The following is a 26802-nucleotide window of genomic DNA, read 5'->3' on the forward strand; positions in this document are numbered from 1 at the left end:
CCGGAAGACCTGCTCAATGTTCCAGCGTAAACTATACCAGTAGATTAGCTGGTGCGCCTGCTGTTGGGTTTGGACTACATGGGTCGTGAGCAAGCGCCAGTAAATGGGCGCTTGCCCGGCGGGCGCATCTATTTCCTTGGCTTCTACCACATACAGGGCTTTGCCCACGCCTTTCATAACTAACCCCACTTTTGCCCAGCGTAAAGCCACTACCGCTTGCCTGGCTACGCGGCCGCGGCGGGTTTCGCCCGCTAGTTGTAGCTGGTAGCGTCCCCCTTCCGGCAGGCTGGTCAGTAAAGTAGAAAGCTTGCCGGCACCGTTGACCAGCAGGCGGTCCGCATTCGAGCGCACCAGCAAATGGGTCTGGTTGTCGGGCACTTGTAAAAACAACTCGCTAATGTCGCCTTCCCGGTCACAGATAATGGTCAACGCGCTGGCCTTTGCCAACACCTGCTTACTGGCTTGAGCAGCCTGAATCCAGCGGTAGCTTTCTTTCTCTTCTATGGGCTGCTTTTGATACTGCCTTTGCTTTCTATCTAGCGCCATTGCTTCTCTACTCCAGACCTGCACATGGCTGTAGCCCAGGCAGCGGCCAGTATCCGCTTGCACCACCAGCGAAGGATGCAGGAAAAAGCCTAAGGACTGCTTATCTCCAATCACCCCGAGCTGCTGCTGGTCGGAAATGTTGCGCCGGTTGCGTTCAAAGTTAGGCTGCGTCGTATCCTGAAATACTAAATAATGGGCGCCCACCTCCACTTGCCGCGCACAGTCCGCTTGCAAGTACGAAATGATTTGACTGGTCTGCAAACGGGGGTTATGCAGCAGACGGTAGTAACTCCGCTGCTCGGCTTCGCTCGCACTTAGCTGATGTATCACCACACTTTGCTTTTCTATTATCTTTTCTACTACTTGCTTGACCCGTCGCTCTATCCGAATGTTGCTAAATATTGCATCTGCCATTTACCCCCAACAGCTCCCCGCTCCATTTTGTGTCCTAATCGTAGCTGTATAATGTGCAAAAATATAAATCAGCGCTTCCAGGAAGTCATCCGTTGGCAAGTCGTCGAGGGCCGTTTTAGAAACGGGAAAATTTATTCTTCGGCAATAACTAAGCCAATATAAAAGATGCTGAAAGTAGCTCTTGAAGTCGGGTTCTTTACAATCCTGAAAAATCTTCGGGTAAATTTCAATTCGGTGTCCTTCAAATTGCACCACGCCAACATAATTTCGAGCTTTAATTTTATTATGATAAAAGGTAAAGAAGCGCTGTTTGGCAGCGCTTCTGCCTTCATTTATTTTTTTGGATTCATCTTCTTTATACCAATTGCGGCTTTCCCATACGGTATTTAAATATTCCTGAAAATCCGAAATAAATTCAGGTTGCGAATAGGGCCAGGCAAGCGCTTTATTTTCAATTGCTTTCCATTCAAAGAGTCTAGTTAGAGCTTCCATCCACAGAATTTATACTTACCGGAACATTGTCAAAAAGTACTTTATTAAACCCGCTGGGTTCAGCCGTAGCTACAAATAATTGCTTCAAGGTGCTATCACTTATAGCCTGCTGAACGAGGGTAAGCATTTCCTGCTCTTTGTTATAAAAGTACTCGGCTAATAGCGGAAGTACCTTATGGTTCATAGTAAATATCAAGTCAACCTCATTATTGCCCGCATTCATAAAGTAAGAATGACCTATCAGGAAATCTTTCCCCTTTTTCTTTAAAATCAATTGATTAAGCGCGGTAAAGAAAGATTGAATATTAGCATCCTTGATGGCAGTAACATCGGGCAATAATTCTTTAAAGACAAACCGGCGGCGTAAAGCAATATCCAGGAGGGCAATCGATTTATCTGCTGTATTCATAGTGCCAATAATATAAAGATTGGGGGGCACCGAAAAACTCTCTCCATTTGAAAGTTTAATTTCTAATTCTTGTAAGCCGCCTAATCGCTTATCTGGCTCTAATAAAGTAATTAATTCTCCGAGTACCCTGGAAATATTGGCTCGGTTTATCTCATCTATTATCAGCACGTAAGTTTGCAGCGGTTCATACTTGGCAGTGGCAGAAATGGCCTGAGCTGCTTCTTTCAGGTGTTTAACAAAAGGATGAATATAGACGCCTAATCCATTATTAAGGTAAGACCTGGTTCCTTCGTAAACATCTTTTAGGGTGCTGATAGATAGCTTATGGCTGGTACCACCATTTTGCTTTTCAAAATCCAGATTAAATTCGTTTCGCTTGGTTATTTTAAAACTATAACCCTCTTTTCTATTCGCAATGACAACCGGATTATTGTTCTCCAGTGGCTTCAGTACCTCTTCAAATACTTCATCAAAAGAGACTTGGATTCTTTCGGGTTGTTTACTTGCCTTTAAATAGTTTTCCCGGGCTCGTTGGCAAATTTTATAGAACACACCCTCATGTCGTTTAAAAGCCATGGAATCTCCATCCAACTTGGGTTTAATGCCTACTACAAAATCTTCGTATCCATAGCTCTGGTGGAAGGTGATAAATTCTGCCCGGCCATTCTTCAGGTAAGTATTAAATTTGTTTTGCAAAGCTCTACGTTTTTCAATTGCATCTTCACCGAAATTACTTTCATAATCCTCAGGCTTTCCGCCTTCCAAAATACTCATCGCGTATTCTGTAGTTCTATAAGTTTTACCAGTACCAGGTGGGCCATATAAAATAAGATTTAAAGGTAATTCTACCTTCCTCATTTCCGGTTTTTCGTCTACTTCAATAAGGTCATCCGGTTCATCGTCTAAAGGTTCATCTGTGTTGAAGAAGATGGCTTGAATGTGCTCGGGTTTAGTTACTTTATGTACTGTTGTCCAATAGCCGTTACTCGGTAGTACAAATGATTCGAAGTTTTCTTCCCATTTAACCTTTAAATTTTCGCCGTCATTGGCATTTCCCGTTACTTCCCCTCTGGCTTTAATTCTCATCACCGAATCGGTTCTGCGCTCTGTATAAACCGATTTAATAGCTATCATGCTGCCTACTGGAATAGATTTTACCTGCTCTTTAAACAGGCCGTTTGCGTTTTGCCATATACCTTCGGCCAGGAACCTTTCTGTCTGGTCCTCTTTATCCCAACTTGACCCAACTAAATAATAATTAAGCAACTCAACCTTGCTGTAAACTAATGCTGTTTTGTTGTGGATGATGTTGTAATAGCTTGAGAAAGATGAAAATTGGTACAAGTTCTTCCCATTCTCAAAATCAGTTCGTATCCGGTGTAATTGGGTTAGATTGGAGGAACCAGTCTTAAAAGTTTTCTTTGCGTTGGCTTGTTCAAATATCTGAATAACCTCATAAATGGATTTTCCCTTTACATTAAATAAGTGTTGGTCTTGTTCCAAAGGAGCGAGGCTATCATTCTGGTAAACACCAAAGTTTTCGAAAACCAAGTCATCATTTAAAGTAATTACTCGGTCGTTATTATGGAAAGTGCTTGTATACTTTTCTAAAGCGACTGATTTAACGATATAGAATTTAATAAAGTACTCGGCTAATGCAGCTTGCCGAAAATCCTCGTAATTTATTTCTCCCGAAAAAATATATGGTTGCTTTATCGCGCCTTTTAATTGAGCATTAACTTCAGGGCTAATGGCGTGAATTGATAAAAAATTGTCTGACCTCAATTCAAATGGTTCTACTTCGCCAAAAACCAAAGTATCTCCTTCAACTACAGATTTTAATACTCCTAAATAAACAAACCCTTTACCTATAAAGAATCCTTTATCTCCTATTTGTAATTTGCTATAAGTTTTATTCCACCTTTCAGGTAAAGGATCGCGCCAGGTAATGGAAGCAGTTGAAGGGTCGTACTGGTCTTGAATAGTTATTTTAGCAAAGAAAGTTGGCATAATGTAGGTCTATTAAAATTTTTTTAATATACATGGAATGAAATATATTTTAATGCCTTTTTATTTATGAATTTAAATAATAGAATTTATAGCATAGATTTGGAGAAATGAGGAGTAGTTACAAACCACTTATGGAAAAGAGCGCCAAAGGAGGGAATTAAAGTTTTTGGGATAAAAGTAATCGACTCACTGCACTCGGAAAAGGATTCAGTTAAATTTGTATGCTTAATAGAGATAGCCGCTAAACGTTCTTCCCTGGGTCGTAGAGCACCCGCCATAACAAACTATCAGACGTTGTCTAGTGAGCAATTTTATTTTAATCCGGTACTATTATCACTTTCATACACAATTAGGAACAAAGAGACACAAAGAATAAATGTCAACTAAATTTTTTACAAATCAAGATAGTAACAGCTTATTGAAGAAATTCGAAGGTGTCTTTTCTAATATTGAGAGCATTAAACATTTTGATGCCTTGGTTGGCTACTTTAGAACTTCGGGGTACTTTAAAGTAAGAGCATTCCTGGATAAAATTCCCAAAATCAGAATTTTAGTTGGAATAAATGTAGACCAACTCATTAAAAAATACCACGATAAAGGCCAGTTATATTTAGATAATCCGGATGAAACGAAAGATAGTCTTTTAGAAGAACTTATTAAGAATATACAGGAGGCCGATTATGATGAGGTTACTGAAAAAGGAATTATTCAATTTATAAAAGACTTAACCGAAGGAAAAATTGAATTAAGGGCCCATCCGAAAAAGAAAATTCATGCTAAAGTTTACATCTTTCGGCCAGTTCCATTTAATGAATATGCTCCATGTGAGGTAATTACCGGCTCATCTAACCTTACAGATGCCGGTTTAGGAGCAAACCCCGAGTCTAATTACGAATTCAATGTAAGTTTAAGGGACTACGAAGATGTAAAATTTGCGACCGAAGAGTTTGAGAGGTTATGGTTAGAATCAGTTCCTATACTACATGCAGAAGCTCAGAGGATTAAGGAAAATACCTATCTTAAAGATGACTTTACTCCTTTTGAGCTCTATATAAAAATGCTTATTGAGTATTTTGGGAAAAGAGTAGATTACGACCCGTATAATATTGATTTATTATTGCCTAATAAGTTCATGCGCTTGAAATATCAGTCGGACGCAGCTAACCAGGGTTTTGCTATTATGATGAAACACAATGGTTTCATTTTGGCTGACGTAGTGGGTTTAGGTAAAACCATAATCGCCTGTATGGTGATTAAAAAGTTTATTTATGAAAACGGTACCCATTCTAAAATTTTGATGGTAGTGCCACCGGCATTACAAGCTAACTGGCGAAGAACAACAGAGGATTTCCAAATCAGAAATCACTTCGAGTTTATTAATATTGGCAGCTTGAACCGGGTCTTAGATGAAAATGATTACTCCTATTCCAATGCCGATAAATTTGACATGGTGGTGATAGATGAATCTCATAAGTTCAGGAATGATTATACCGATATGTATTTGGCATTGCAAGAAGTCTGCAAAAAGCCTCGCTCTAGGCCAGCCGAGAACGGGGATACCAGAAAAAAAGTGATCCTTATTTCTGCTACCCCACTCAACAACCGGCCACAAGATATAGAAAACCAGCTATATTTATTTCAGGATAGAAGGAACAGCACTTTAGAGAATATTAAAAATCTACAGGATTATTTTAAGCCGCTTAATGAGCAATATAAAAAATTAGCCGCAGAGAAAACCCTAAACATTAGAAAGCTAAAATCTCTTTTCCAGAAATTGAGAGATGATGTAGTGGAACCCCTTGTAATTAGAAGAACTAGAACGGATATTGAAAACAACAAGGAGTATTTGGAGGATATGGCAAATCAAAAAATTATCTTCCCCAAGGTAGATGACCCTATTTCCCTGTATTATCAATTAGACGGTAAACTAGGCAAGCTTTTCTATGAAACGGTTTCCCTTATTACAGGCTTAGACGAAAACGGGCAAGAGTCTGATGGTCTGGGGTACTACCGGTACAGAGCTATTGAATTCTTGACAAAAGAAGAAGATAAAAAAACATACGGTAATGTAAAATCAATTTCAGGCCGGTTAAGTGCCATTATGAAAACGCTTTTAGTTAAACGATTGGAAAGTAGCTTTTTTGCCTTTTCCCAATCTATAAAGCGGTTTCAGAAAGCTATTAACAACATGATTAGCATGTTTGAAGACGAACGAGTGTTTGTAGCACCAGCCTTGGATATTAACAAGCTGCTGGAAGAAGGATTGAGTTATGACCAGATTGAAGCAAAAATCAATGAGAAGGGTGGGAATAACAAAGAATTTAAACCGGGTGATTTTGATAAAAAATTTATTGGTTTCCTAAAAACAGACAAAGAAAAGATTGATGATTTAGTCGCCAGATGGGGCCGGGTAAAAGAAGACCCTAAGCTGGAAGAATTTTCAGAGCAGATTAAGAAAGAATTTTTTAAGAAGAAAAAAAACCATAGCGGGAAACTAGTTATTTTTTCAGAATCTAAAGAAACGGCCGAACAATTATCCAAACACCTGTCAGAATCTTCGGAACATAGAATTCTAACGGTAAGCGCCGACAACCGAAGGGCAGTCGAAAATATTTTACTGCAAAACTTCGACGCAAACTTGGAAGAAGAAAAATGGCGAAATGATTACGATATAGTTATTACTACCGAAGTTTTGGCCGAAGGGATAAACCTGCATAGAAGTAATTTAATTGTAAACTACGATGTTCCTTGGAATGCCACGCGTTTAATGCAGCGCATCGGGCGGGTTAACCGTATTGGTTCCCGGGCCGAGCAGATTTATGTCTATAATTTTTACCCGTCAGCCCACGGCGACGAACAAATTAAATTAGTAAATAATGCACTCCGGAAATTGCAGGCATTCCATTCTGCTTTCGGCGAAGACAATAAAATTTTCTCTTTACTCGAGGAGAAAGGCGAAGGAGCATTATTTGGGAATAAAATTCAGAAAGAAGAAAGCGAAATTTTAAAATATCTGAACGAACTCCGGGAATTTAAAAAGAAGTCCCCAAAGCGTTTTAATGAAATCAGCAAAATACCCAATAAAGCCAGGTGCGGCCGGCAAACCCAAGCAGGCCAGCAATTAACGCTACTGGAAGCCGATTCTGGTATTATAAATTACCCGTTGCATAACACATCAGTTACTTATTTGAAAAGCGATAATCATCCGGGAATTTTTTGTTTAATTACACCAGAACTGAACATTATTGAAATGAATTTTCTGCAAGCGATAAAAATTTACAAAGCAGATGAACAAGAAAAGGCCGTTGCCTTACACAAACAACACCATGAACAAACCGGAAAAGGGCTTGACTATTTTAAATCCGAAAAAAACCAGGCAAATATTCAAACTATTTCCCGGAAGAATTTAAGTCCGGCCGAAAACAAGGCAATAACAAACATTAATGCTATTTTAAAATTTGCACCTACCGAGCAGAAGAAAATGGCATTACAGCGGACTTTAGACTTAATTAAAAAGGGAACTTATGGTTCCAAGGGATTGCCAAAATCAATTAATGATTTTTTTACGATAAATGTAAAGCTGTTAAAAGAACCTACCGCCTTTATAGAACTCCTATTTATTGATGTGCTGGACCGTTACGACCTTTCTTCCAATGCCGACGAAGGATCAAAGGAAAATTTACGGCAAGGTGGCATTATTAATCCTAAAATTGTATTAACCCAAAGCTTTGTGTAAAAATGTCCAAAGGCAAAAAAGCTGCTATTGAGGTAAAAGGCACTTCTATAACTGTTATTACCCACGGCAAAGAAGACTTTATATCATTGAGCGATATGGTGAAAAGCTTTGATGGCGGCGCTGCTTTAATTGAGCAATGGCTTCGGAACAAAAATACCGTAGAGTTTTTAGGCATCTGGGAGCAGATTAATAACCCGGATTTTAATTCCCCCGAATTCGAGGGAATTAAAAATGAAGCCGGTACTAACCGTTTTTACCTTTCTGCTAAAAAATGGATTGAAACTACCATGGCAAAAGGTTTAATTGCCAGTGCTGGCAGGTACGGCGGCACCTATGCCCACCGGGACATTGCTTTTGAATTTGGCAGCTGGCTCAGCCCAGAGTTTAAACTCTACCTTATCAAAGAATTTCAGCGGCTGAAAGACGATGAGAATAGCCGCCTATCCTTAAATTGGGATTTGCACCGTACGTTAGCCAAAGTAAACTACCGCATCCATACCGATTCTATTAAAGAAAATATCATTCCGCCCACCATTACAAAAGAACAAGCCAGGCTAATTTATGCCAATGAAGCCGACCTGCTAAATGTAGCTATATTTGGTAAAACAGCCGCAGAATGGCGACAGGAAAACCCGGACTTAAAAGGCAACATCAGGGACTACAGCACCATTGAGCAATTATTGGTACTGTCTAACTTGGAAAGTTTAAATGCAGAATTTATCCGAATGAACCTGCCCCCGGCTGAGCGACTTAAAAAACTTAATGAGATTGCTATTACCCAATTAAAATCTTTACTGCCAACGCCGCAAATAAAAAAATTACCAAAGCAAAAATAATGGCCGCTAACCGCATTCAATTACAAACCGCCTTAAATAAACCGTACGATAGAATTCTTTTTGGGCAAGAAATATTAAGACCTGTATTTGGCGCCAGTCTCTCCTTAAATACTTCTTTAATCCCGGCTTCGGTCCAGCCTAATAAATCGGAGCAGGCTGTAATCAATACAGTTTCCATTTATGGTAGCATTACTTTAGAAGATAACACCGAAATAACCTGTTACGAAATAACGTTGCAACCACAGGTTAGGCTGGAGCAGAATAAAGTTGCTATTCAGCGATATGTGAGAAAGCTGCTTACAGCCGGGCAGGCGGCTTTGGTAAATTTTATTGTACCTAAAAATAAAGATTTTTGGCGATTAACGCTGGTAGCTAAAGACAGTGAGCTAACCGAACAAGGCATAAAGGAAAAAACAACCCATGCCAAACGTTACACCTATATAATAGAAACGGGGGCTAACAAAACGAATAAAACCCTGGCCGAGCGGCTGGAAAAATTATCTATTTCTGACCTCTACTTCAAAGATATTACCGAAGCTTTTTCGGTTGAAAAATTAAGCAAAGCCTTTTTTGATGAATATACCTTGCACTACCAGAAGTTTTATGAGTATCTGCAAGAATCAAATTATCGAAAATCAGTTTTTAAGGTTTCCTTACCTACCGATGCTACTAAAGAAGACAAGGATAAAGCGTTCAAACAAATCCGGGACTTTACAAAAAAACTATTAGGCCGGATTGTATTCTTATATTTTGTCCAAAAGAAATGCTGGTTAGGGGCAAGTAATATAAATTACCAAGATGGCAAGCAAGATTTTATAAAGTACTTATTTAAGCAATCTGGGGGAAACGAAACCTTTTACAGCAATTGGCTTTCAGTTTTGTTTTTTGAAACCTTAAATGAAGAACGTCCAAACGAAAATTTTACCATGCCAGATGGCTCAAAAGTGAAAGTGCCTTTTTTAAATGGTGGCTTATTTGACAGAGATGACTATGACGAATAATTATTAACATTTAAACCTAAGTTATTCCATAACCCTGATTTTGAGGAAACCATATTAACTAAAAAGAACAAGGAATACAGCCGGGGCTTCCTAGACTTTTTGGATGCCTTTAACTTTACCGTTTATGAAGACAGTCCCGACGACCACACAGTGGCCGTTGATCCCGAGATGTTAGGACATATTTTTGAAAACTTGTTGGAAGACAACAAAGACAAGGGTGCTTTTTATACGCCCAAAGAAATTGTGCACTACATGTGTCAGGAGAGCTTAATCGAGTTCCTTGCTACCCATTGCTTGAATTACAATTCTAATGATTTAGGAAAATTTCCCTCTTCTGGAAATTTAAAAGCGTTTCTTTCTGATTTGGTAAAACTTAAAATAGTTAACCAAGCACATTTAAATTCTGAGCAAGAAAATGAGGAATGGTTAAAAATGCTATTAAGTTTTATTGACGAATTATTAACTACTGTAAAAATATGTGACCCAGCTATTGGGAGCGGAGCATTCCCAATGGGTTTATTGCAGGAAATATTTACGCTTAAAGAAGTAATTACTTACGAAACCAAAGCTTCTTGGAACCCTGCCCAGGTTAAAGAAAACATTATACAAAATAGCATTTATGGAGTAGATATTGAGAAAGGCGCTGTAGATATTGCCCGGCTGCGTTTCTGGCTTAGTTTAGTTGTAAACGAAGATAAACCCAAAGCCCTGCCCAATTTAGATTATAAAATTGTGGTAGGTGATAGCTTGGTAAGTAAGTTTGAGGACAAGATTATTGAAGTAGATTGGGAAGTAAAGGAAGGCACCCAAACCACTATTTTTGGGAACGAAAACGTATTGAAACAGCAGGAATTATTACAGAAAATTTCTGATAAACAATCTAAATTTTTTCACCCTAAAAGTAAGAACAAGCCATCGTTACATGCCGAAATAAGAGATTTGAAAATTGATATTTTGATTAACCAATTAGAATTGATGATTAAAACTAACGGCATTGAAAAACAACCATTATCTTCTAATAAAAAGTTTAAAGACCTAACTATATTATATAACCGAACTCAAGATTGGAAAGAAACTATTAGTAAACTACGAAACTTAAGAAAAGATAAAGATAAAATTTTTAAACATTTCGATTGGAAATTAAATTTTCCAGAAGTATTAAATCCAAATTTGGTATTAGAAGAAAAACAAAGAGGTTTTGATATTCTAATTGGAAACCCGCCTTATGTTGACTCAGAAACAATGATGAAGTCATATCCTTTAATCAGGGATGTTATCAATAGAAAGTTCAAGGCTGCAAAAGGAAATTGGGATTTATACATTCCTTTTCATGAATTAGCAATTAATCTAATGAGAGTAAATGGAGTAAAAGCTTTTATATCTCCAAATAAGTGGCTTTCAATAGCTTATGCTACTGAATTCAGGAGGTTGTACAAAAATAAATGTTATAAAATATGTAATTGTAATGGTGTAAAAGTTTTTGAAGCAGGTGTAACCCCAGTCATCTCTTTTTTTAAGTGTAGTACAATATCCCAAATTTATATTGATAGAGTAAACCAAAAATTTGAGTTCAGTACTAAAAATATAGTTGAATCAGAGCTTATTGATCAGAACTCATTAGGTCTATTATTATCTAATTCATCTTCTATTTTGCTCAAAATAAAAAGGATTAAAACCAACTTTAAAGATTATATTATTTGTGAAAATCCTTTTTCAACAAGTGAAGCTTATCAACTCTGTGATATTTTAATTGATAGCAACAATGAGAAAGAAGAATTCTTTAAGTTAATTAATACAGGAACTATTGACCCTTACATATCCCTATGGGGTACTAAACAAACTACTTATTTAAAATCCAGGTATCTACACCCAATTGCCAAATTAAATGATCTAAATAAACTATTTCCAAGGCGAGTTCAGCAAATCAAATCAAGAAAACTAATAATAACAGGAATGAGGTATTTAGAATGTTTTTTTGATATAGATGGAGAATATATAGCAGGCAAATCAACGCTAATTATTAAAGAAGTAAAAGAAGACAATTATCTTCTATTTTGTGCATTACTTAATTCTAAATTAATATCATTTTTTATAAAAGAATCATATAGTTCGCTTGGGATTGATGGAGGAGTAAATTTTACGAAATCAATTATTGAAGATGTTCCTTTGCCTACAGTTGATTCAACATTAATTGAAAAATTTTCTTGTTTTGTAGAATATATTATATTCCTAAAAAAAATAAATTTAATTCTTATAAGTGAACAACTAATGCCTGCTTATTTCCAACAAATAATAGATGGAATGGTATACGAACTGTATTTTCCTGATTTACTCAAAAATCATAATCGTGAAATTATCTCACATTTAGGTGAATTACCTAGAATTACAGATAATATGAATGATGAGAAGAAGTTGAGCATTATTAAAACCGTATTTAACCGCTTAAATGACCGAGAACACCAAATAAGGGTAAACATGTTTTATATTAATTCTATTCCTGAAATTGCTATTATTGAAGGCAAGCATGAGAATAACTGATATTCGGATAAAAAACTACCGAGCCTTTTATGGCGAGCATCATTTTGAATTGGATAGAGATGGTAAAAACCTAATGCTGTACGGCGAGAACGGCAGCGGTAAGAGTTCTTTATTCACAGCCTTAAAAGATTTTTTTCTTTCGTCTGATGAAAAGTTAAAAGAAGTAGAAGAAAATATTTTTGTTCCTGCTTCACAAAAAAACACGGCAAGTATTAAAATTACCCTTCGCGAAAGTGCTGAATCTTCTAAGAATATTGATTTTGAATTAAACTCAATCCAAAAAGAAATTATCAGTACGGATAAAGTTGTCATATCAGCAGCAAATAAAATTAAGGGCTTCTTCGATTATCGTAATTTACTAAAAACACACATCAATCACGAGCAGCAAGTAGACCTATTTAAAATAATAGTGCATGAAATTCTTTATCATTCAGTTAATCGTTTTTCCAATAAAGAAATTGGTAAAGAGTGGGATGCCATTTATGAGGACACTCATGATAAAAAGCAAACAACTAGATTAAAGGAGGCAACAAAGAATTACCTCAAAGATAAATTTAATCCTGGTCTTATCGAAATATTGCAATCTATAGAACAAGACACCAATACCTTTCTCAAATATTTTGGAATTAACGTTAACATAAAACTTGATTTTGATAAAGTAGAATATTTAGGAAGGAGAGGTTTATCAGGTAATAAAACTAGCTTAAACATAGATTTTTATAAACAGCATATCCCTAAACATCAGAATTTCTTAAACGAAGCCAGATTAACTGCTTTAGCCATAAGCTTATATTTAGCATCAATAAAAATAAACCCGACTAAAGGGGTTTTAAAAATTTTAGTACTCGACGATTTACTTATTGGTTTGGACATGAGTAACCGTTTGCCCTTACTTGATATTATTAAAGATCATTTTGTAGAAGTTAAAACTGATGACCGGTTTCAGATTATTATGACTACTTATGACAAAGTTTGGTATGAATTAGTGAAAAGCTACTTTGGACCCGAGCAATGGAAATTTGTTGAGGTATATTCGAGATGCTTGCACGATGAAGATTTTGAAATCCCAATAATTAAGCATGATAACGGCTATCTTCCCCTTGCTAAAAAGCATCTGGCGGAGAAGGATTTCAAAGCATCTGCGGTATATATCCGGACAGAGTTTGAACGGTTAGTGAAAACAATTTGTGATAAACAACGCATTCCGGTATCTTATCGCAAAAATCAAAAAGAAGTAACGAGCGATGATTTCTGGAATGCTATTGAACTACAAACAGATTTAGACCCAGATTTAATAAAACAAATCAAAATTCACCGAGGCGTCGTTATGAACCCTTTCAGCCATTATGACTTAGAAAAGCCAGAATTTGAAAAAGAATTAAGAGATACAATAACATCAGTTGAAAGACTCAGTAAAGTACCTATAAAAAACTTAAAGAAAAGGACCTATAGTGATTTGTTGAAAGAAATATCAAGACTTGAGCTGCAACTAAAAAAACCAATAATTAGTAAAATAATTAGCGCTTTAATTGACAAAAGTAAATAGCTTTTCCATTTATTCAGTAAGTTACTCAAGTATTTAATTTAAAATGGTATCTTCTTTTCTTGATTGCATAATATGTGAAGGTTCAAGACATGCACTACAGTTTTACTTGTTGACATAATCACCAATAATTAACATTATGGCTGTAGGTATGGGTAACTCGATAGAGTTATCCATACCTACAGCCTTTTTTCTACCTTTTGAGAAGATGCATAAGCAAGAGGATGAAAAGCTTCACTCAGCCGATTAGAAATAGTTTCCAGCTTCATATTTTCTTTACCAGGACAAAATCCCAAAACTTAAATAAATCATCTTCAATTTGTTTAGACAACTTCTAACCTAGTTAGGCTACCCCTGACAACATGAAGAGGCACAAATTGAAACCAGTCATATTAAGTAGAGAAGAAATCAGGCTGGCCGTTTTATAGGTCTGCCGGGCCATAAAATGCTTTCGGTCATTCAGCATTAGTAAGAAAGTTAAAATAACTACGATGGTGAGGCTGGCTGCTGTTATCTTTGCTATGACTTCTAGATCTTTTTCCCTTTGCTAAAAAGTTAAACTGTTAGGAGTTTAAAATGTTGAGGTTGTTGGTAGGTGTAACAGACCTGGGCTCCAGGTGCTGGTAACTTTCTGGCTGGGTGATTTCCGTACTTCAAAATTTTGATTGCTCCTAAATCGCTGGTGTAGGCTAATCAGCTAACTTACCTGGTGTTTTAGGTTTTTTTATTAGCTGCATGGAGCTATTTGCAGAGCCTACTTCTGGCAATTTACCCCAGCACCGTTCATTTTACAAACCTTAAACGGACCATTAGAAATTGTAAAGTATGCCAGGCATTTTCGCTACTTCTCCCCTAGTACTAAATTTTCTAAATAATATCTAATCTACCTAAAATTTATTAGATGAATTACAAGGCTTAAACGAGCCTTCTAAATTGTAAGCCGGCCACCGCATTATAAATAGGAGCTTATGCCGGGGATTTACCGGTTCGATTCCTTACCTGGTGTTTAAAGTATAAAATACTTAAAAGGTCAAGGGTAAGCCGGTGCTCTGGTACCCTGGTAACTCTACCCTTCCGACAGCTTACCTGATTTTAGGCTATTTAAAAATTTTTAAACCCGTTTACATGAGCTCTACGGACATTGTATAATTGTAAAGCGCGCAAGCTACCTCCGCTACACCCTCCCCTTTTGCTAAATTATCAAATTCATACCGCTGTTTACAATACCTCTACGTTCATTCTACAATTGTAAAAAAAGCATCAGCCTTTTTGTCAGGCCGCTACTTCCGCCATTTTATTAAAGAAGTTTAGTATTTTACAAACCATAAACGGTCATTTTAAGCTTGTAAAATATCCCCTTCTTTACTCCCAGCCACTCTGACTACTCCTTTTTTCCAATCTTTAGGAAGTCCTGACATTTTACATTATAAGCCGGAACAAATTACGCCTTACATTGAGCAGCTTTACGACGATGCCGAAATCTGGCTCATTAATCAGTGAGCTCCTTATCTGACATAGCAGTTTCAGGAACTCGACATACTTCATAACTCGGTATTGATGGTCTTGCCGCTGGTGCGCCGGAGGCCGTCGGGGTACGCTGCTCACCAATTTGACCTGTACCTGTTCATCAAATATAATCAGGTAATCGAGCTTAGATAACTGGATCCTACCGGGTGAAAGAATTAATCCGCCAGAAAGGAGATGACTCGTCGCACTGTTACAAATCAGAAATAGCCCTAATGGCCGTTGAACGGATGAAAACCAGGAATCATTATATCAGATAGTATTAATCTATTACCTGAGTGTGTTGGGTTGTTCAGGTAATTCCTCTCGTCAGGGAAATTGTCTATTTGTACTTGCAGCATTAAGCGCTTATTCTCCATAATCCACTCCTCTGTAAAAACCTTTAGCTCATTGGCAAGGAAAGATGTTCCAATTATATGGCAGGTCATCTATCTTGAGTTTCTTGTAAGGTCGCCCGTAATCTTAATGTAGATCAAGGCAAAGTTCTTGGAGATGGATTTTATTTTGGTCAATCCTTCCAGTTTGGTCAAAGAAAAGCTTTATGCTGTATATAGAAATGCGTGTTACTTTGACATAATACCTACCCTAATCGAACAATCCCCAGTTTTGGCCATCCATCATACAGTATACAGACGGTACTCATGCTAGAAGCTATTTCAAAGGCTATCAACTATGGGCATTCAGTTTAAAATACCGGATGATGATGGAACCTACCCTTTTAAATCTGACAAATCTATGGTTGCAAGTAACAGCTCCAGAGCCTTCCTGCTTTTAGAATCTCTTACCAATTCTATTTAGCTATCAGGTGCCTGGTACCATATTTCAGCAAAGAAGCTGCTTATGTGATATAGAACAATTCGCTAATCATCCTCCTGCCGGAAACAGATAAATGAACTATATTGCCAGCCAGACTAACGTTTCCCGTTTCTCATTGTTCTGAAAATTACACAGGTATAAATCCATTATCTGCTTAAATGGGTAAACTTTACTATAGTATTTTCTCAGAAGCAAACGAAAGCCTTAATGGTTTAATGCCAATAGTCATTATAATTCATGATCCCGCTCACCGGTATAATCTTGTTTAAGGGCAACCGTTTGTCGCATTACATGAGCATCCGGGACGTCTTTTAACAATTCTCTTATTTCTTCCAGACTGTAATTAGTTTTAAATTCCAGTTCGACATCCGAAAAAACAGGATGAGGTAAAATAGTATAAGAAGATAGCGCAAACATATCAATAACTAAGTCTAAGTCCTCCCGGGTTTCGGCTCTTAATTTGTATTGCATCTGTTTTTATTTGTTAAAACCAAATTTATTTAAAACCGGCAGCAGTTTGGCTTTTGTTTCTTCGCTCAGAGGCCGGGCTTCTCTCTTAATTTTATCCAAGTACCCGCGCGGTAAACCTGCTTCACGTTCTATCTTCCGAGCCGTAGGCAGGTTGTTCAGGAAAGTGGTTAAGGTTTCTTTATTGAGTTCTGCCATATTTAACTATTATAGTTAACCGGGGTTTTACAATTTTCTAATGCATAATCTACCCAATACTTTAGCCATTCCATACTTACAAGCTGCCCATTTTCTTCTGGCCATTCCGGGTCCATATAAATACCCATTTCTTCATCTATATTAGGAGAATAACCCGCTACAGCGTTAGGATATTTAGACTTTAAAGTCTCGTATGCATTATCTATTATTTCTTTGTGCTCTTTAACTAACGGAACACATCCGGGATGTTCCCGCAACAACCCATAACTTTCATTATAGAATAAATCTACTAATCGGACGAACTCGGCGAATTCCCGCCAACTTGAATAACTAGGCCTCCGTTTAGAAGTCTGATCCGTAGGTTCATCATATATAGGCAATGCTTATGTTTAAACACATCAGCTTCCCACTTGATAAAACTTTCCAAACCGTAATCATATACTTCTGTCCGAAGTTCTCCTATAATTAAGGTGTATCCCATAGCATGGTGTTTAAATTTCTCAAACATACAAAAAGAACGACATATAGCGCACATATTTCAAAATACTTTTCAGTTACTCTTTACAGATTAACCAAGCTTCCTATTTCATAGGATTCAATATATTTCTTGGTAATATGAATAATTTAAGTGTTAAATTTGGTAATATTCTGTATATTATACATCAATTTTGATTTTAAGCTATGGAGACTCAAGATGGAGAAATATCTTATTTATTTTGAAAACGGGGAGCCAGGCGCAATAACTGCGATTTTCGCCAAAGATGTTGAACAAGCTAAATACAAATATTGCTTAGAGCATGTTCTGCATGATTCCCTTTTTCTTTCTTATATCTATTCAGACTTAGGTCACGAGTTATTTAAGAAAGATGATAAAGGTGAAATCTATGGCAGGAATGCTGAAGGGAAATGGAGTTTGCGGGAAGATGTAACGCCAGAACAGGCTAAAATTATTTTCGATAATAACGTAAAACAGCTATTTAAAAATAACCCTGAATACGCTGAACTTTTGCTAAACTGGTGGTATACCGATGCTGATAAGGACCCAGTTTACCCTGAAACGAACCATGATATTACCTTACAGGAAGAGCAAGTGCTTTGGGATAAGTTTATTTCGGAAATGCATGAAAAATGGCAATTTCCGGAGGAAATGCTCCTAATACTCTTGGTTGCTTCCTGGCCTGAAAACAGAATGATAATACCTATAGCGCAATAAGCGTAGGGCCATCAGGCTATGTAAATCCATCACCTGCTTAAATGATTAAACTTTATGTGCGGACGCGCTTCGATTGACAAAGAAAAGATTCCCAAGCAGCACCGGTTTGCGGCCAAACTGGAGGGCGTGGCCTTTGAAAAGAACTTTGATGCCCGCCCTTCCCAACAACTCCCAATTATTCTGCCTGACTTAGATAAAGCGATTATAGCTACCTGGGCTTCTCCCGAAAAAGAACCGGATGGAAAACCTACCCTGCCCTTCAATGTCCGGCAGGAAAACCTGTTGTTTATCGCTAGGTTTCGCAGCTTATTGCCCCGCAACCGCTGCATCATCCCGATTGACGGGTTCTTTGAGTGGAAAGAAATAGAAGCCGAACTGGATGAAAATATAGTTGAACCCGCAGTCGGCTTAGGGCTGGATATGTTTGGCAACCCTATTAGAAGCAGGGCGGAGAAAAAACGATTGAAGAAAGCCAAGCCGCAGAAACAGAAATACCGCTTTACCCTAAAAGATAAAGAACCATTCGGGTTAGCCGGGCTGTGGCGGGAAAGCCTGCTGCCGGCTACCGGGGAACTGCGCCGCTATTTTACCATTATTACCACCCAGGCCAATGCGGCCGTGATGCCTTACCACGACCGTATGCCCGTTATTTTATCGCCCGAAGATGAAGCTAAATGGATGAATAATCGGTTGCAGGAAAAACAATGGTATAACCTGCTCCAGCCTTACGATGCCAAACAAATGGCAGTGATGGCCATTGATGATTACGAAAGTACGCTAGGTAATTATGTGGCCCCGCAACTAAACTCCAGGTAATTCAGGTTCGCTGAGCAACTTAGAAACTTGCCTAACCAAATGAATGCTGGCATTCCGTAGCGGCAAAAAGGGAGCCTTGCGTATATAGTTTTTCGGCCTGGCATTTCTTTTCATAAAGCCGCAGAAACTCCTGTCAGAAGGCTAAATTATACCCTAAATACTCTAAATCTACTTTCACTTCCTGACTTTCAAGGATTGTTATTTGGATTTTGTTATGCACCGCCGCACCCTTATGGGGGAGCTGGTTTAGAACGCTTAAAAGTTGGTCTAATTTTTCTTCCCGGCTACTAGCGGATAACTCGACAACATCCGAAAAAATAATTTCTTCTACCTTTTCGCTCACCGCCGCTGAAACAGGTAAAGCGCCCGACTGGTAAGCGTTGATTAACTTTTCGTCTGTAATACCAAAGAACCAACGCATGTCCGCTAAGGTCAAGTGCCTTCCTTTACAAAATGCTGTAAATGCCTCCTTCGTCATCATAGGTACTGAATATGCAGTTCATTTTCGTTAGCCCCGGCTTTAGGCGCTTCGTAATAACTATCCCGGACCTGAATCTCACCGTTATCCTTAATTTCACCGGTATTATATTCGGCCAGCATGACCCTGTTGGGGGTACCATAATCTAAATACAATCGTACTTTTCCCGGACTGTCTAAGAAATTAATGGAGGTGATTCTTTTCTTATTAAAGTCCACAAATGCTTTAGCCGAAGTAAAAGTAAAGCCCAATGCTTTTAAACTTTCTTTTAGTTTACCTGCACGGAAGGCATCTATCTTTTGGTTTACTTCATCCAGGTAAGCCTGTGCTTCCTTCGATATTTTAGCCTTTCCTTTTAATTTACCTGATTTCGATTGTAATGCATTAACATTTTTCATAATTCTATTTTTAAAGGTTACTACTTATGCAGTCGTGGTTAATAGTAATATCAGCTTGACTAATAGCTTGAATAATAGCCTGAATAGCAGCCTATATAAAGCTAATATTATTGGCTAATATATAGAACATGTTAATAAATGCTAATATATGTGGATATTTATTTCTTATATATTTAGCTTATCCATATTAATTATGTGTATTTGCTAAAATTATTAGCTTTATGGATAACTATGCTGCTAACAGAAAACCGGACCATTGCCCACCTGGACCTGGATACTTTTTTTATTTCGGTAGAGCGCTTGCGTAATTCTCAGCTTGTTGGTAAACCCGTTATGGTGGGTGGTTCTTCGGACCGGGGGGTAGTGGCCAGTTGCAGTTATGAAACGCGGTATTTTGGGGTCCATGCGGGTATGCCCATGCGCCTGGCCCGGCAGCTCTGCCCCGAAGCTTTGGTGTTGCGGGGGGATATGGAAGCGTATAGTAAATATTCCCAGGACGTGACCCAGGTGATTGCGGCCCACGCACCCGTGTACGAAAAAGCTTCGATTGACGAGCATTACCTGGATGTAAGCGGCATGGACCGCTTCTACGGTACCTGGCAGTGGACGAAAGAATTACGCCAGAACATCATCAAAGAAACCGGCTTGCCCGTTTCCTTTGGTTTATCGGTGAACAAAACCGTTTCCAAGATTGCCACCGGACAAGCGAAGCCCAACGGGGAAATACAGGTTCAACCGGAACAGGTAAAGCCATTTCTGGCCCCCTTATCTATCCGCAAGATACCGGGGGTCGGGCAGAAGAATTACCAACTCCTTCGCAACATGGGTATTCCGACCATTGAGGTGCTGACCATGATTCCGGTAGAGCTAATGCAGAAAGTACTGGGCCAGGAAGGGGTGCATATCTGGGAAAAAGCCAACGGCATTGACCGCACCCCGGTTATACCCTATGCCGAGCAAAAAACCATCAGTACCGAGCAGACCTTTCACACCGACACCACGGATATGGTGAAGCTCAACAACCTGCTCGTTTCCATGACCGAGAACCTGGCTTTTGAGCTGCGGAAGCAAGGCAAACTCACGGGCTGCATTACGGTTAAAATCCGTTACGCGAACTTCGATACCCACACCCAGCAATTATCTATTCCGTACAACGCCGCCGACCATATTTTAATCCGCAAAGCCAAAGAATTGTTCGGCAAACTCTATAACCGCCGGCTGCTCGTGCGCTTACTGGGGGTGCGCCTGAGTAACCTGGTGCAAGGATTCCAGCAGATAGATTTATTTGAAGATACGGCCGAAATGGCCAACCTCTACCAGGCCATGGATAAAATTCGCTGCCGCTACGGCGAGGATGCCGTGAAGAGGGCGGTGGGTTTAAAATCAGGTTTAGCTTAACCTTATGCTGGCCTTTGTGCACTCCTACTATAGTTTGCGCTATGGCACGTTGTCGCCGGAAGAACTGGCGCTGGAAGCCAAAACCAAAGGCTACCAAGCCTTAGCCTTAACTGATATTAATTATACTTCCGGCGTATTTCCTTTCATCAAGGCTTGCCTGGCGCAAGGAATTCAGCCCTTGGTGGGCATTGAGTTCCGGCGCGACAACCAGTGGCTGTACACGGGTATTGCCCAAAACCAGCAGGGTTTTCGGGAGCTGAACCGTTTTTTAAGTACTTACCTGCTCCAGCACCAACCCTTACCTGATGTTCCGCCGGAATTTAACCACGCCTACATTATCTATCCTTTTGCCCGCTATAACCCCAACCATAATAAAAACCCGCTGCGGGCGAACGAATATGTAGCCGTAGCACCGGCCGATGTTAACAAGCTGCATTTTTCGGATATAAGAAAACACCCCGAGAAGCTATTAATGTGGGGGCTTTTTACCTGTAAAAACCAGACGGGCTTGGAGTTGCACCAGCATTTACGGGCCATTGATAATAACATCCTGTTAAGCCAACTCAACCCGGCGCATGGTCTTTCGGATAATAATTGTTTTTTGCCTAGTTCTGAATTACTAATTAAATACCAGCAATTACCGGCGCTTATCCGCAATGCCGAAAAACTTGCTACGGCGGCAGCGTTCAGCTTTGATTTTACCAGCCGCAAAAACAAATTTACTTTCACCGGCACCGCCTCCGACGACAAAGAGCTACTGGAAAAGCTGGCCTGGGACGGGCTGCGTAACCGCTACGGGGCGAGCCACCAGGAAGCGAAACAACGGGTCGCGCACGAGCTGGCCATTATCCACAAACTGGGCTTTAGCTCTTATTTTCTCATTACCTGGGATGTTATCAGGTATTCTTTATCGCGCAACTTTTACCACGTGGGCCGGGGCAGCGGGGCCAACAGCGTGGTAGCTTATTGCCTGCGCATTACCGATGTAGACCCGATACAACTGGACTTGTACTTTGAGCGGTTCCTGAACCCCAAGCGCACGAGCCCGCCCGATTTTGATATTGATTACAGTTGGCTGGAACGCGACGAAGTGCTCGATTATATTTTCAAGCGCTACCAAAAAGAACATACGGCCTTGCTGGGGGCCATGAGCACCTTTCAGCCAAGTTCTATCCTGCGCGAACTGGGCAAAGTTTATGGGCTGCCTAAAGCCGAATTAGATGCGCTGGTCGAACAGCCCGCCGCGCCCGGTAATGCCAATCACCTGACCGGACAAATCTTCCGGTACGGGAAGCTGCTCACCGATTTTCCCAATCTGCGCAGCATCCACGCCGGCGGAGTGTTGATTTCAGAGGAGCCGATTACCAATTACACCGCCCTGGATATGCCCCCCAAAGGCATGCCTACTACCCAATGGGATATGTACACCGCAGAAGATATTGGTTTCGAGAAGCTGGATATATTGAGCCAGCGGGGCATTGGCCACATCAAGGAATGCGTGGATTTAGTGTGGCAGAACCAGCAAATTAAAATAGATGCCCACGATATAGAGCGGTTTAAGCAGGACGAAAAAGTCAAGGCGCAACTTAAAGCCGGCAGTACCATTGGCTGCTTTTACATCGAGAGCCCGGCCATGCGGGGCTTGCTCAAGAAATTGCGGTGTGATAATTATTTAAGCCTGGTCGCGGCCAGTTCGATTATCCGGCCCGGCGTTGCCCAGTCGGGCATGATGCGGACCTACATCCAGCGGTTTCACGCGCCAGATAAAATCCAGTACCTGCACCCGGTCATGGAAGAGCAGCTGAAAGAAACTTTCGGGGTCATGGTGTACCAGGAAGATGTCATCAAAGTAGCGCACCACTTTGCCGGCCTGGATTTAGCCGATGCCGATGTGCTGCGGCGGGGCATGAGCGGTAAGTACCGGTCCAAGACCGAGTTCCAGAAACTGGTGGATAAATTCTTTAGTAATTGCCAGGCCAAAGGTTACCCGGAAGCGCTAACCAAGGAAGTCTGGAGGCAGATAGAAAGTTTCGCGGGTTATTCTTTTTCCAAAGCCCACTCGGCCAGCTTTGCCGTGGAAAGTTACCAGAGTTTGTACCTGAAAACTTATTACCCGCTGGAGTTTATGACAGCGGTAATCAATAACTTCGGCGGTTTTTATAAAACCTGGGTGTACGTGCAGCAGGCGCAGAAAGCGGGGGCCGTTATTCATTTGCCCTGCGTGAACCATAGCTTTCTGACTACCGCTATCTTTGGCCACGATATGTACCTGGGTTTGATTCACATCCAACACCTGGAGCAGAAACTTGCCCAAACGATGGTAGCCGCGCAGCAGCAAAATGGCCCGTATACCAGCCTGGAAAATTTTATTCAGCGGACCGGTATTACCTTAGAAGCGCTCTTAATATTAATCCGGGTACAGGCTTTACGCTTTACCGGCCAGTCTAAAAAAGCCCTGCTCTGGGAAGCCCATTTACTGCTGGGGTATCAGGTAAACCACCGGCATACTAACCTGTTGTTCCAGGCCCCGGCTAAAACGTTTACGCTGCCGGCGCTGACCCATACATTGATTGAAGATGCTTACGACGAAATAGAGCTGCTGGGCTTTCCCGTTAGCTGTACTTACTTTGATTTACTGCAAACGAAGTTTCGCGGCGAGGTGCTGGCTACTAACCTGTTGCCCTATGTAGGTCAAAAAGTACGGATGCTGGGAATATTAGTAACCACCAAATACGTGCGCACAGTAAAAGGCGATATCATGCAGTTCGGCACCTTTCTGGATGTGGACGGATTTTTTTTTGATACGGTGCATTTCCCGCAATCATTGAAGCTGTGGCCCTTTAAAGGTTTTGGGGTGTATTTGCTCTACGGGAAAGTCGTTGAGGAATTTGGCTTCCCCAGCATTGAGGTGGAGAAGCTGGCGAAGATGCCTTTTCAGAAAGACCCCAGGTACTGAAGGGTTACAAACTTTTCTCAAGGCAATAATCCAGTGGGGCTTTAAATATAAAAAACTTATCATACCCGGTTGACCTTTAATGCTTTTGGCTATAAACCAGCAAACCTGATTAACAGCTGGTTCCTAATTTACTATAAAAGACTGTAGCTTGAAGGACAAACCTTCTTTTTACCAGTTTCCTACTTAGTAAGCTTGGTTTACTGCTTGTAAAATACTGATAAGTCGGTATTGCTTTAAACTCTTTAAATTAGAATCTTTATTCTATACTTTTTTCAAAAATCATCCATCATTTGGTTCTGTGAATATGTAAAATGAAAGTCCTGGACAATCCCAAACACACTTCGGACGAGAAGCTTCATTGGGAAATTGAAAAATTAAAGGCTGAAGTTGATACCCATAAGCGAAGCCATTATAAGAACCCTAGTCTGATAATTACAGCCTTGCTAGGAATTTTGGGTATTTGGCTGCAATATAAAAGTTCCAACCGCGAATATCAGTTAGCTGAGATAAAAAAAGAACAGGCTGAACCGGACATCGCAAATCTGGAAGTTAAGCGGACGCAAGTTACTCTTGACATTACCAATCTTAATAAAAAAAGAGCGGAGACCGACCAGCTCTTAGCCCAAGCGCAACAAGACCTTAACACCACATTACAGCAGCGAAAATTAGAAGAACAGAAAATCGCGGATGCTTTTAATTCCCTGACTAAGGCCCAGGCTGCCTTAGCCAAAGGACAGTCCTCAACCGCAGTGGTGGCCGCTGTTAAAGATGCAACGGCTCTGATAAAAGATGCCAGTCAAACCAATCAAGTTAATGCGCAAAAATCTCGCGCAACCTTAAAACGGATAGAGCGACTCCGAAAGGAGGTAACTTCAAAGAAGAATCCTAAGTCAAAGCTTAATGGATTTTAGATAAAAATACCCAAAAACAGGTATTTAGGTTGCCGATGTTGGAGATTTATTAAGTCGTATTCCAGAGATAACTAACAGCTTTATCAGCCGTTCAATTTAATAGTTGGCTTTTTTTATAAGCAAATATTCTAATGCTGGGTCGTTAATAATTCTATCCATTTCGGCTTGCATGAGTTGGGTTACTTCCTGCTTTATTTGGGAATAATTCTTTTGGACCGTAGCGTTATCGAGCTTGCGAATAACCGGAATTTCCTCGTAACTCCTCTCCTCTTTTTTTAATTGAGCGTGGTTGTTTTGTATCTGGCAATGAAACGCCTTTAACTCTATTTTTTGGTTTGGGTCATCGGCTACCAGGCCCACAAATTCCCCTGAAGATAGGGCGGCAATCCGGGAAGGCGGAATCGCAGATTCCAATTGCTGGGAACGACTAATGGAGGTATCGGAGCTGTTGATGGAATAGCTGGCACGGTCCTGCATAATGCGCCCGAAGCGCTCCGATAATTGCTTGGCCGTATCGCCGGTTACCTGGCCGCTGATAATATTGCCCGTTATATTCATCAGCACATCGGCCTGCTCGCGGCCATAATCTTTGCGGAGTTGGCTCAGGTCCTGCACCCCTAAAGTAGTGGCTACCTTATTCGAGCGGGCCGTGGCCAGCAGGTTATCCATGTTGCTCAGGTAAATGGTAGGAAACTCGTCAAAGATGAGGCTGCTTTTCTGTTTGCCTTTCTGGTTTACCAGCTTTACCAGCCGGGTAACGTACAAGGACAGCACCGCCCCATAAATCTGAATTTTCTGCGGGTTATTGCCCATGCAAACCAGCTTCGGTTCGTGCGGGTTGTTAATATCCAACGTAAAATCCTGGCCCGATAATACGTAGTACAACTGGGGCGAAGCCAGCCTTGCCATGGCTACTTTGGCCGAAGCAATCTGTCCTTCTAACTGCTCCATGGCCCCGTTCAGGTAAGCCGTGATAAACGGATTAATGAGCACCTCTATTTCGGGTTCGGTTCGGAGTACGGTAAAGAGCGTGTCATACTCCACCTGCATTAATTCTATCACATGCGGCAGCGTGCAATACTCCCCGTTCTGGTACCGCCGCAAGAACCAAATAATGGCCGTTAAAAAGTTAATCGGCGATTCCACAAAGAAATCGCCCTGCCGTTTTATCCACTCCCGGTTCAGCCCCAGCAAAATCGTTCGAGCCGATTCCGCCGCATCGGTAATGTCGGTCATGGCGATTGGGTCCAGCGGATTGCAGCGGTGGCTACGACTTAAATCATCAAAGTTTATAATATAGAATTGGGGTTCTATTGCATACCGGTCCCGGTGCTTTAACCAGGTATTATAAGCAATCCGGCTCAGGTCATCAAACTTAAAGTCGTAGACAAACATGGTAAATCCTTTTTGAATGTGTTGAGTGATAACATGCCGGATTACAAAGTAAGATTTACCTGCACCCGGGGAACCCAGCACCAGCAAACCCCGGAAAGGATTAATGATGTTCACCCAGCTTTGGCGCACCTTATTTTTCAACCGGTAAAGGCCCGGCAGGTTAATGGAATATTCATTTTCCAGTTGCCTTTCTTCCTGCGGAAAGGTCTCGTTCTGCTGGTTAAATATGTCGTTCTGGAGTTTGTTTTTAATAATTCGGGAAAGCTGGGTACCGCCTGCCAGCAAAAGCAAATAGCCCACTGCTACCAGCCCCATATAAAGCATAACTACCTGGGTATCTTTTATTTCCAACAGCAAAACCAGGTAGCTACCATAGTATATCAGTAAGCCGGTAAACAGGTAAGCAAAAGCTACCTGGTAGCTTAGTTTTTCCGCTTTACGACCTTTCACTCCCAGTAAGGAAATGCTTAACAAAACCATAGCCAACAGCTTGGATAACTGGAAGAAAGAGAACAGTTGCGTGTTTTGAACAATGCCTAAGAACCGGTCCGTTAGCAAGCTCGTGAGTTGCCACTCCTCAAAAGCAGCATAACCATAAAAGTAAAAATGAAGTATTAAAATAGCCAGGCTCATGATTCTGGTCATATCCAGAATTTTGCGCAGCGCCTGTTCGTTCTCTCCGGTTTGCATAGCCATATAGCAGGAT

The 26802-nt window shown here is 40.4% G+C and carries 19 protein-coding genes; 10 read left to right on the forward strand and 9 right to left on the reverse strand.

Annotated features, from left to right (window positions below; genetic code table 11):
• The 3 genes from F0145_RS05010 to F0145_RS05020 all read right to left on the reverse strand — a co-directional run.
• The coding region (locus F0145_RS05010) for an IS4 family transposase (protein ID WP_150087222.1) at positions 1–960 on the reverse strand (960 nt) is incomplete at its 3' end.
• Positions 961–1452, reverse strand: a complete 492-nt coding sequence (locus F0145_RS05015; RefSeq protein WP_150087223.1) for a 5-methylcytosine restriction system specificity protein McrC — start codon at positions 1450–1452, stop codon at positions 961–963. It abuts the gene before it with no gap.
• Complete coding sequence (locus F0145_RS05020) at positions 1436–3871, reverse strand: McrB family protein (protein WP_150087224.1); 2436 nt, start codon at positions 3869–3871, stop codon at positions 1436–1438. Before F0145_RS05020 ends, F0145_RS05015 begins: the two co-directional genes overlap by 17 nt.
• A 376-nt stretch (positions 3872–4247) precedes the next feature.
• Here F0145_RS05020 and F0145_RS05025 point away from each other — a divergent pair, with 376 nt between their 5' ends.
• The 5 genes from F0145_RS05025 to F0145_RS05045 all read left to right on the forward strand — a co-directional run bounded on the left by F0145_RS05025 (position 4248) and on the right by F0145_RS05045 (position 13528).
• Positions 4248–7607, forward strand: a complete 3360-nt coding sequence (locus F0145_RS05025) for a helicase-related protein (RefSeq protein ID WP_150087225.1) — start codon at positions 4248–4250, stop codon at positions 7605–7607.
• A 2-nt stretch (positions 7608–7609) separates the two neighbouring features.
• A complete protein-coding gene (locus F0145_RS05030; protein ID WP_150087226.1) occupies positions 7610–8443 on the forward strand; it encodes a KilA-N domain-containing protein in 834 nt (277 codons plus the stop codon).
• A 233-nt stretch (positions 8444–8676) separates the two neighbouring features.
• Positions 8677–9444 carry a hypothetical protein gene (locus tag F0145_RS05035; protein ID WP_150087227.1) on the forward strand — a complete coding sequence of 256 codons (768 nt, stop codon included), beginning with the start codon at positions 8677–8679 and terminating at the stop codon, positions 9442–9444.
• A 150-nt stretch (positions 9445–9594) separates the two neighbouring features.
• Complete coding sequence (locus F0145_RS05040) at positions 9595–11982, forward strand: Eco57I restriction-modification methylase domain-containing protein (protein ID WP_150087228.1); 2388 nt, start codon at positions 9595–9597, stop codon at positions 11980–11982.
• On the forward strand, positions 11969–13528 hold the full coding sequence (locus tag F0145_RS05045) for an AAA family ATPase (protein ID WP_150087229.1): 1560 nt from the start codon (positions 11969–11971) through the stop codon (positions 13526–13528). Before F0145_RS05040 ends, F0145_RS05045 begins: the two co-directional genes overlap by 14 nt.
• A 2565-nt stretch (positions 13529–16093) precedes the next feature.
• Here F0145_RS05045 and F0145_RS05050 read toward each other — a convergent pair.
• Genes F0145_RS05050 through F0145_RS05060 form a run of 3 tightly spaced genes read right to left on the reverse strand, consistent with a single transcriptional unit; the run spans position 16094 to position 16911 of the window.
• Positions 16094–16336 (reverse strand): hypothetical protein, encoded by a 243-nt coding sequence (locus tag F0145_RS05050; protein WP_150087230.1) that lies wholly within the window; start codon positions 16334–16336, stop codon positions 16094–16096.
• A gap of 6 nt (positions 16337–16342) precedes the next feature.
• Positions 16343–16531 carry a DeoR family transcriptional regulator gene (locus F0145_RS05055; protein ID WP_150087231.1) on the reverse strand — a complete coding sequence of 63 codons (189 nt, stop codon included), beginning with the start codon at positions 16529–16531 and terminating at the stop codon, positions 16343–16345.
• A gap of 2 nt (positions 16532–16533) precedes the next feature.
• The gene (locus F0145_RS05060) at positions 16534–16911 is read right to left on the reverse strand and encodes a hypothetical protein (RefSeq protein WP_150087232.1); all 378 of its coding nucleotides are present in this window, start codon (positions 16909–16911) and stop codon (positions 16534–16536) included.
• Positions 16912–17225: 314 nt separating this feature from the next.
• Here F0145_RS05060 and F0145_RS05065 point away from each other — a divergent pair, with 314 nt between their 5' ends.
• Positions 17226–17744: a hypothetical protein gene (locus F0145_RS05065; protein WP_150087233.1), complete on the forward strand. Its 519-nt coding sequence runs from the start codon at positions 17226–17228 to the stop codon at positions 17742–17744.
• 54 nt (positions 17745–17798) lie between these two features.
• Positions 17799–18560 (forward strand): SOS response-associated peptidase, encoded by a 762-nt coding sequence (locus F0145_RS05070; RefSeq protein ID WP_150087234.1) that lies wholly within the window; start codon positions 17799–17801, stop codon positions 18558–18560.
• A gap of 133 nt (positions 18561–18693) precedes the next feature.
• Here F0145_RS05070 and F0145_RS05075 read toward each other — a convergent pair whose 3' ends face one another.
• Both F0145_RS05075 and F0145_RS05080 read right to left on the reverse strand, forming a co-directional pair.
• Entirely contained in the window at positions 18694–19041 is a 348-nt protein-coding gene (locus F0145_RS05075; RefSeq protein ID WP_150087235.1) for a hypothetical protein, read from the reverse strand.
• On the reverse strand, positions 19038–19436 hold the full coding sequence (locus F0145_RS05080) for a hypothetical protein (RefSeq protein WP_150087236.1): 399 nt from the start codon (positions 19434–19436) through the stop codon (positions 19038–19040). Before F0145_RS05080 ends, F0145_RS05075 begins: the two co-directional genes overlap by 4 nt.
• 231 nt (positions 19437–19667) lie before the next feature.
• Between F0145_RS05080 and dinB the strand changes: the two genes are divergently transcribed.
• The 3 genes from dinB (at position 19668) to F0145_RS05095 (ending at position 24701) form a co-directional block, all read left to right on the forward strand.
• The gene (dinB, locus tag F0145_RS05085) at positions 19668–20834 is read left to right on the forward strand and encodes a DNA polymerase IV (protein ID WP_150087237.1); all 1167 of its coding nucleotides are present in this window, start codon (positions 19668–19670) and stop codon (positions 20832–20834) included.
• A 4-nt stretch (positions 20835–20838) separates the two neighbouring features.
• Positions 20839–23790, forward strand: coding sequence for a DNA polymerase III subunit alpha (locus F0145_RS05090; protein ID WP_150087238.1), 2952 nt, complete (start codon positions 20839–20841; stop codon positions 23788–23790).
• 311 nt (positions 23791–24101) lie between these two features.
• Positions 24102–24701 (forward strand): hypothetical protein, encoded by a 600-nt coding sequence (locus F0145_RS05095; RefSeq protein WP_150087239.1) that lies wholly within the window; start codon positions 24102–24104, stop codon positions 24699–24701.
• A 96-nt stretch (positions 24702–24797) separates the two neighbouring features.
• Here the strand turns inward: F0145_RS05095 and mobC are convergent, their stop codons facing one another.
• Positions 24798–26786: a conjugal transfer protein MobC gene (mobC, locus tag F0145_RS05100; RefSeq protein ID WP_150087240.1), complete on the reverse strand. Its 1989-nt coding sequence runs from the start codon at positions 26784–26786 to the stop codon at positions 24798–24800.
• Positions 26787–26802: the final 16 nt, after the last annotated feature.

This window comes from Adhaeribacter rhizoryzae, from assembly GCF_008629685.1.
In the GTDB taxonomy this organism is placed as follows: domain Bacteria; phylum Bacteroidota; class Bacteroidia; order Cytophagales; family Hymenobacteraceae; genus Adhaeribacter; species Adhaeribacter rhizoryzae.

Coding starts and splice junctions, on each gene's coding strand:
- F0145_RS05015 (WP_150087223.1), bottom strand. CDS start 1,452: ATGGAAGCTCTAACTAGACTCTTTGAATGGAAAGCAATTGAAAATAAA.
- F0145_RS05020 (WP_150087224.1), bottom strand. CDS start 3,871: ATGCCAACTTTCTTTGCTAAAATAACTATTCAAGACCAGTACGACCCT.
- F0145_RS05025 (WP_150087225.1), top strand. CDS start 4,248: ATGTCAACTAAATTTTTTACAAATCAAGATAGTAACAGCTTATTGAAG.
- F0145_RS05030 (WP_150087226.1), top strand. CDS start 7,610: ATGTCCAAAGGCAAAAAAGCTGCTATTGAGGTAAAAGGCACTTCTATA.
- F0145_RS05045 (WP_150087229.1), top strand. CDS start 11,969: ATGAGAATAACTGATATTCGGATAAAAAACTACCGAGCCTTTTATGGC.
- F0145_RS05050 (WP_150087230.1), bottom strand. CDS start 16,336: ATGCAATACAAATTAAGAGCCGAAACCCGGGAGGACTTAGACTTAGTT.
- F0145_RS05055 (WP_150087231.1), bottom strand. CDS start 16,531: ATGGCAGAACTCAATAAAGAAACCTTAACCACTTTCCTGAACAACCTG.
- F0145_RS05065 (WP_150087233.1), top strand. CDS start 17,226: ATGGAGAAATATCTTATTTATTTTGAAAACGGGGAGCCAGGCGCAATA.
- F0145_RS05070 (WP_150087234.1), top strand. CDS start 17,799: ATGTGCGGACGCGCTTCGATTGACAAAGAAAAGATTCCCAAGCAGCAC.
- F0145_RS05075 (WP_150087235.1), bottom strand. CDS start 19,041: ATGATGACGAAGGAGGCATTTACAGCATTTTGTAAAGGAAGGCACTTG.
- F0145_RS05080 (WP_150087236.1), bottom strand. CDS start 19,436: ATGAAAAATGTTAATGCATTACAATCGAAATCAGGTAAATTAAAAGGA.
- dinB (WP_150087237.1), top strand. CDS start 19,668: ATGCTGCTAACAGAAAACCGGACCATTGCCCACCTGGACCTGGATACT.
- F0145_RS05090 (WP_150087238.1), top strand. CDS start 20,839: ATGCTGGCCTTTGTGCACTCCTACTATAGTTTGCGCTATGGCACGTTG.
- F0145_RS05095 (WP_150087239.1), top strand. CDS start 24,102: ATGAAAGTCCTGGACAATCCCAAACACACTTCGGACGAGAAGCTTCAT.
- mobC (WP_150087240.1), bottom strand. CDS start 26,786: ATGCAAACCGGAGAGAACGAACAGGCGCTGCGCAAAATTCTGGATATG.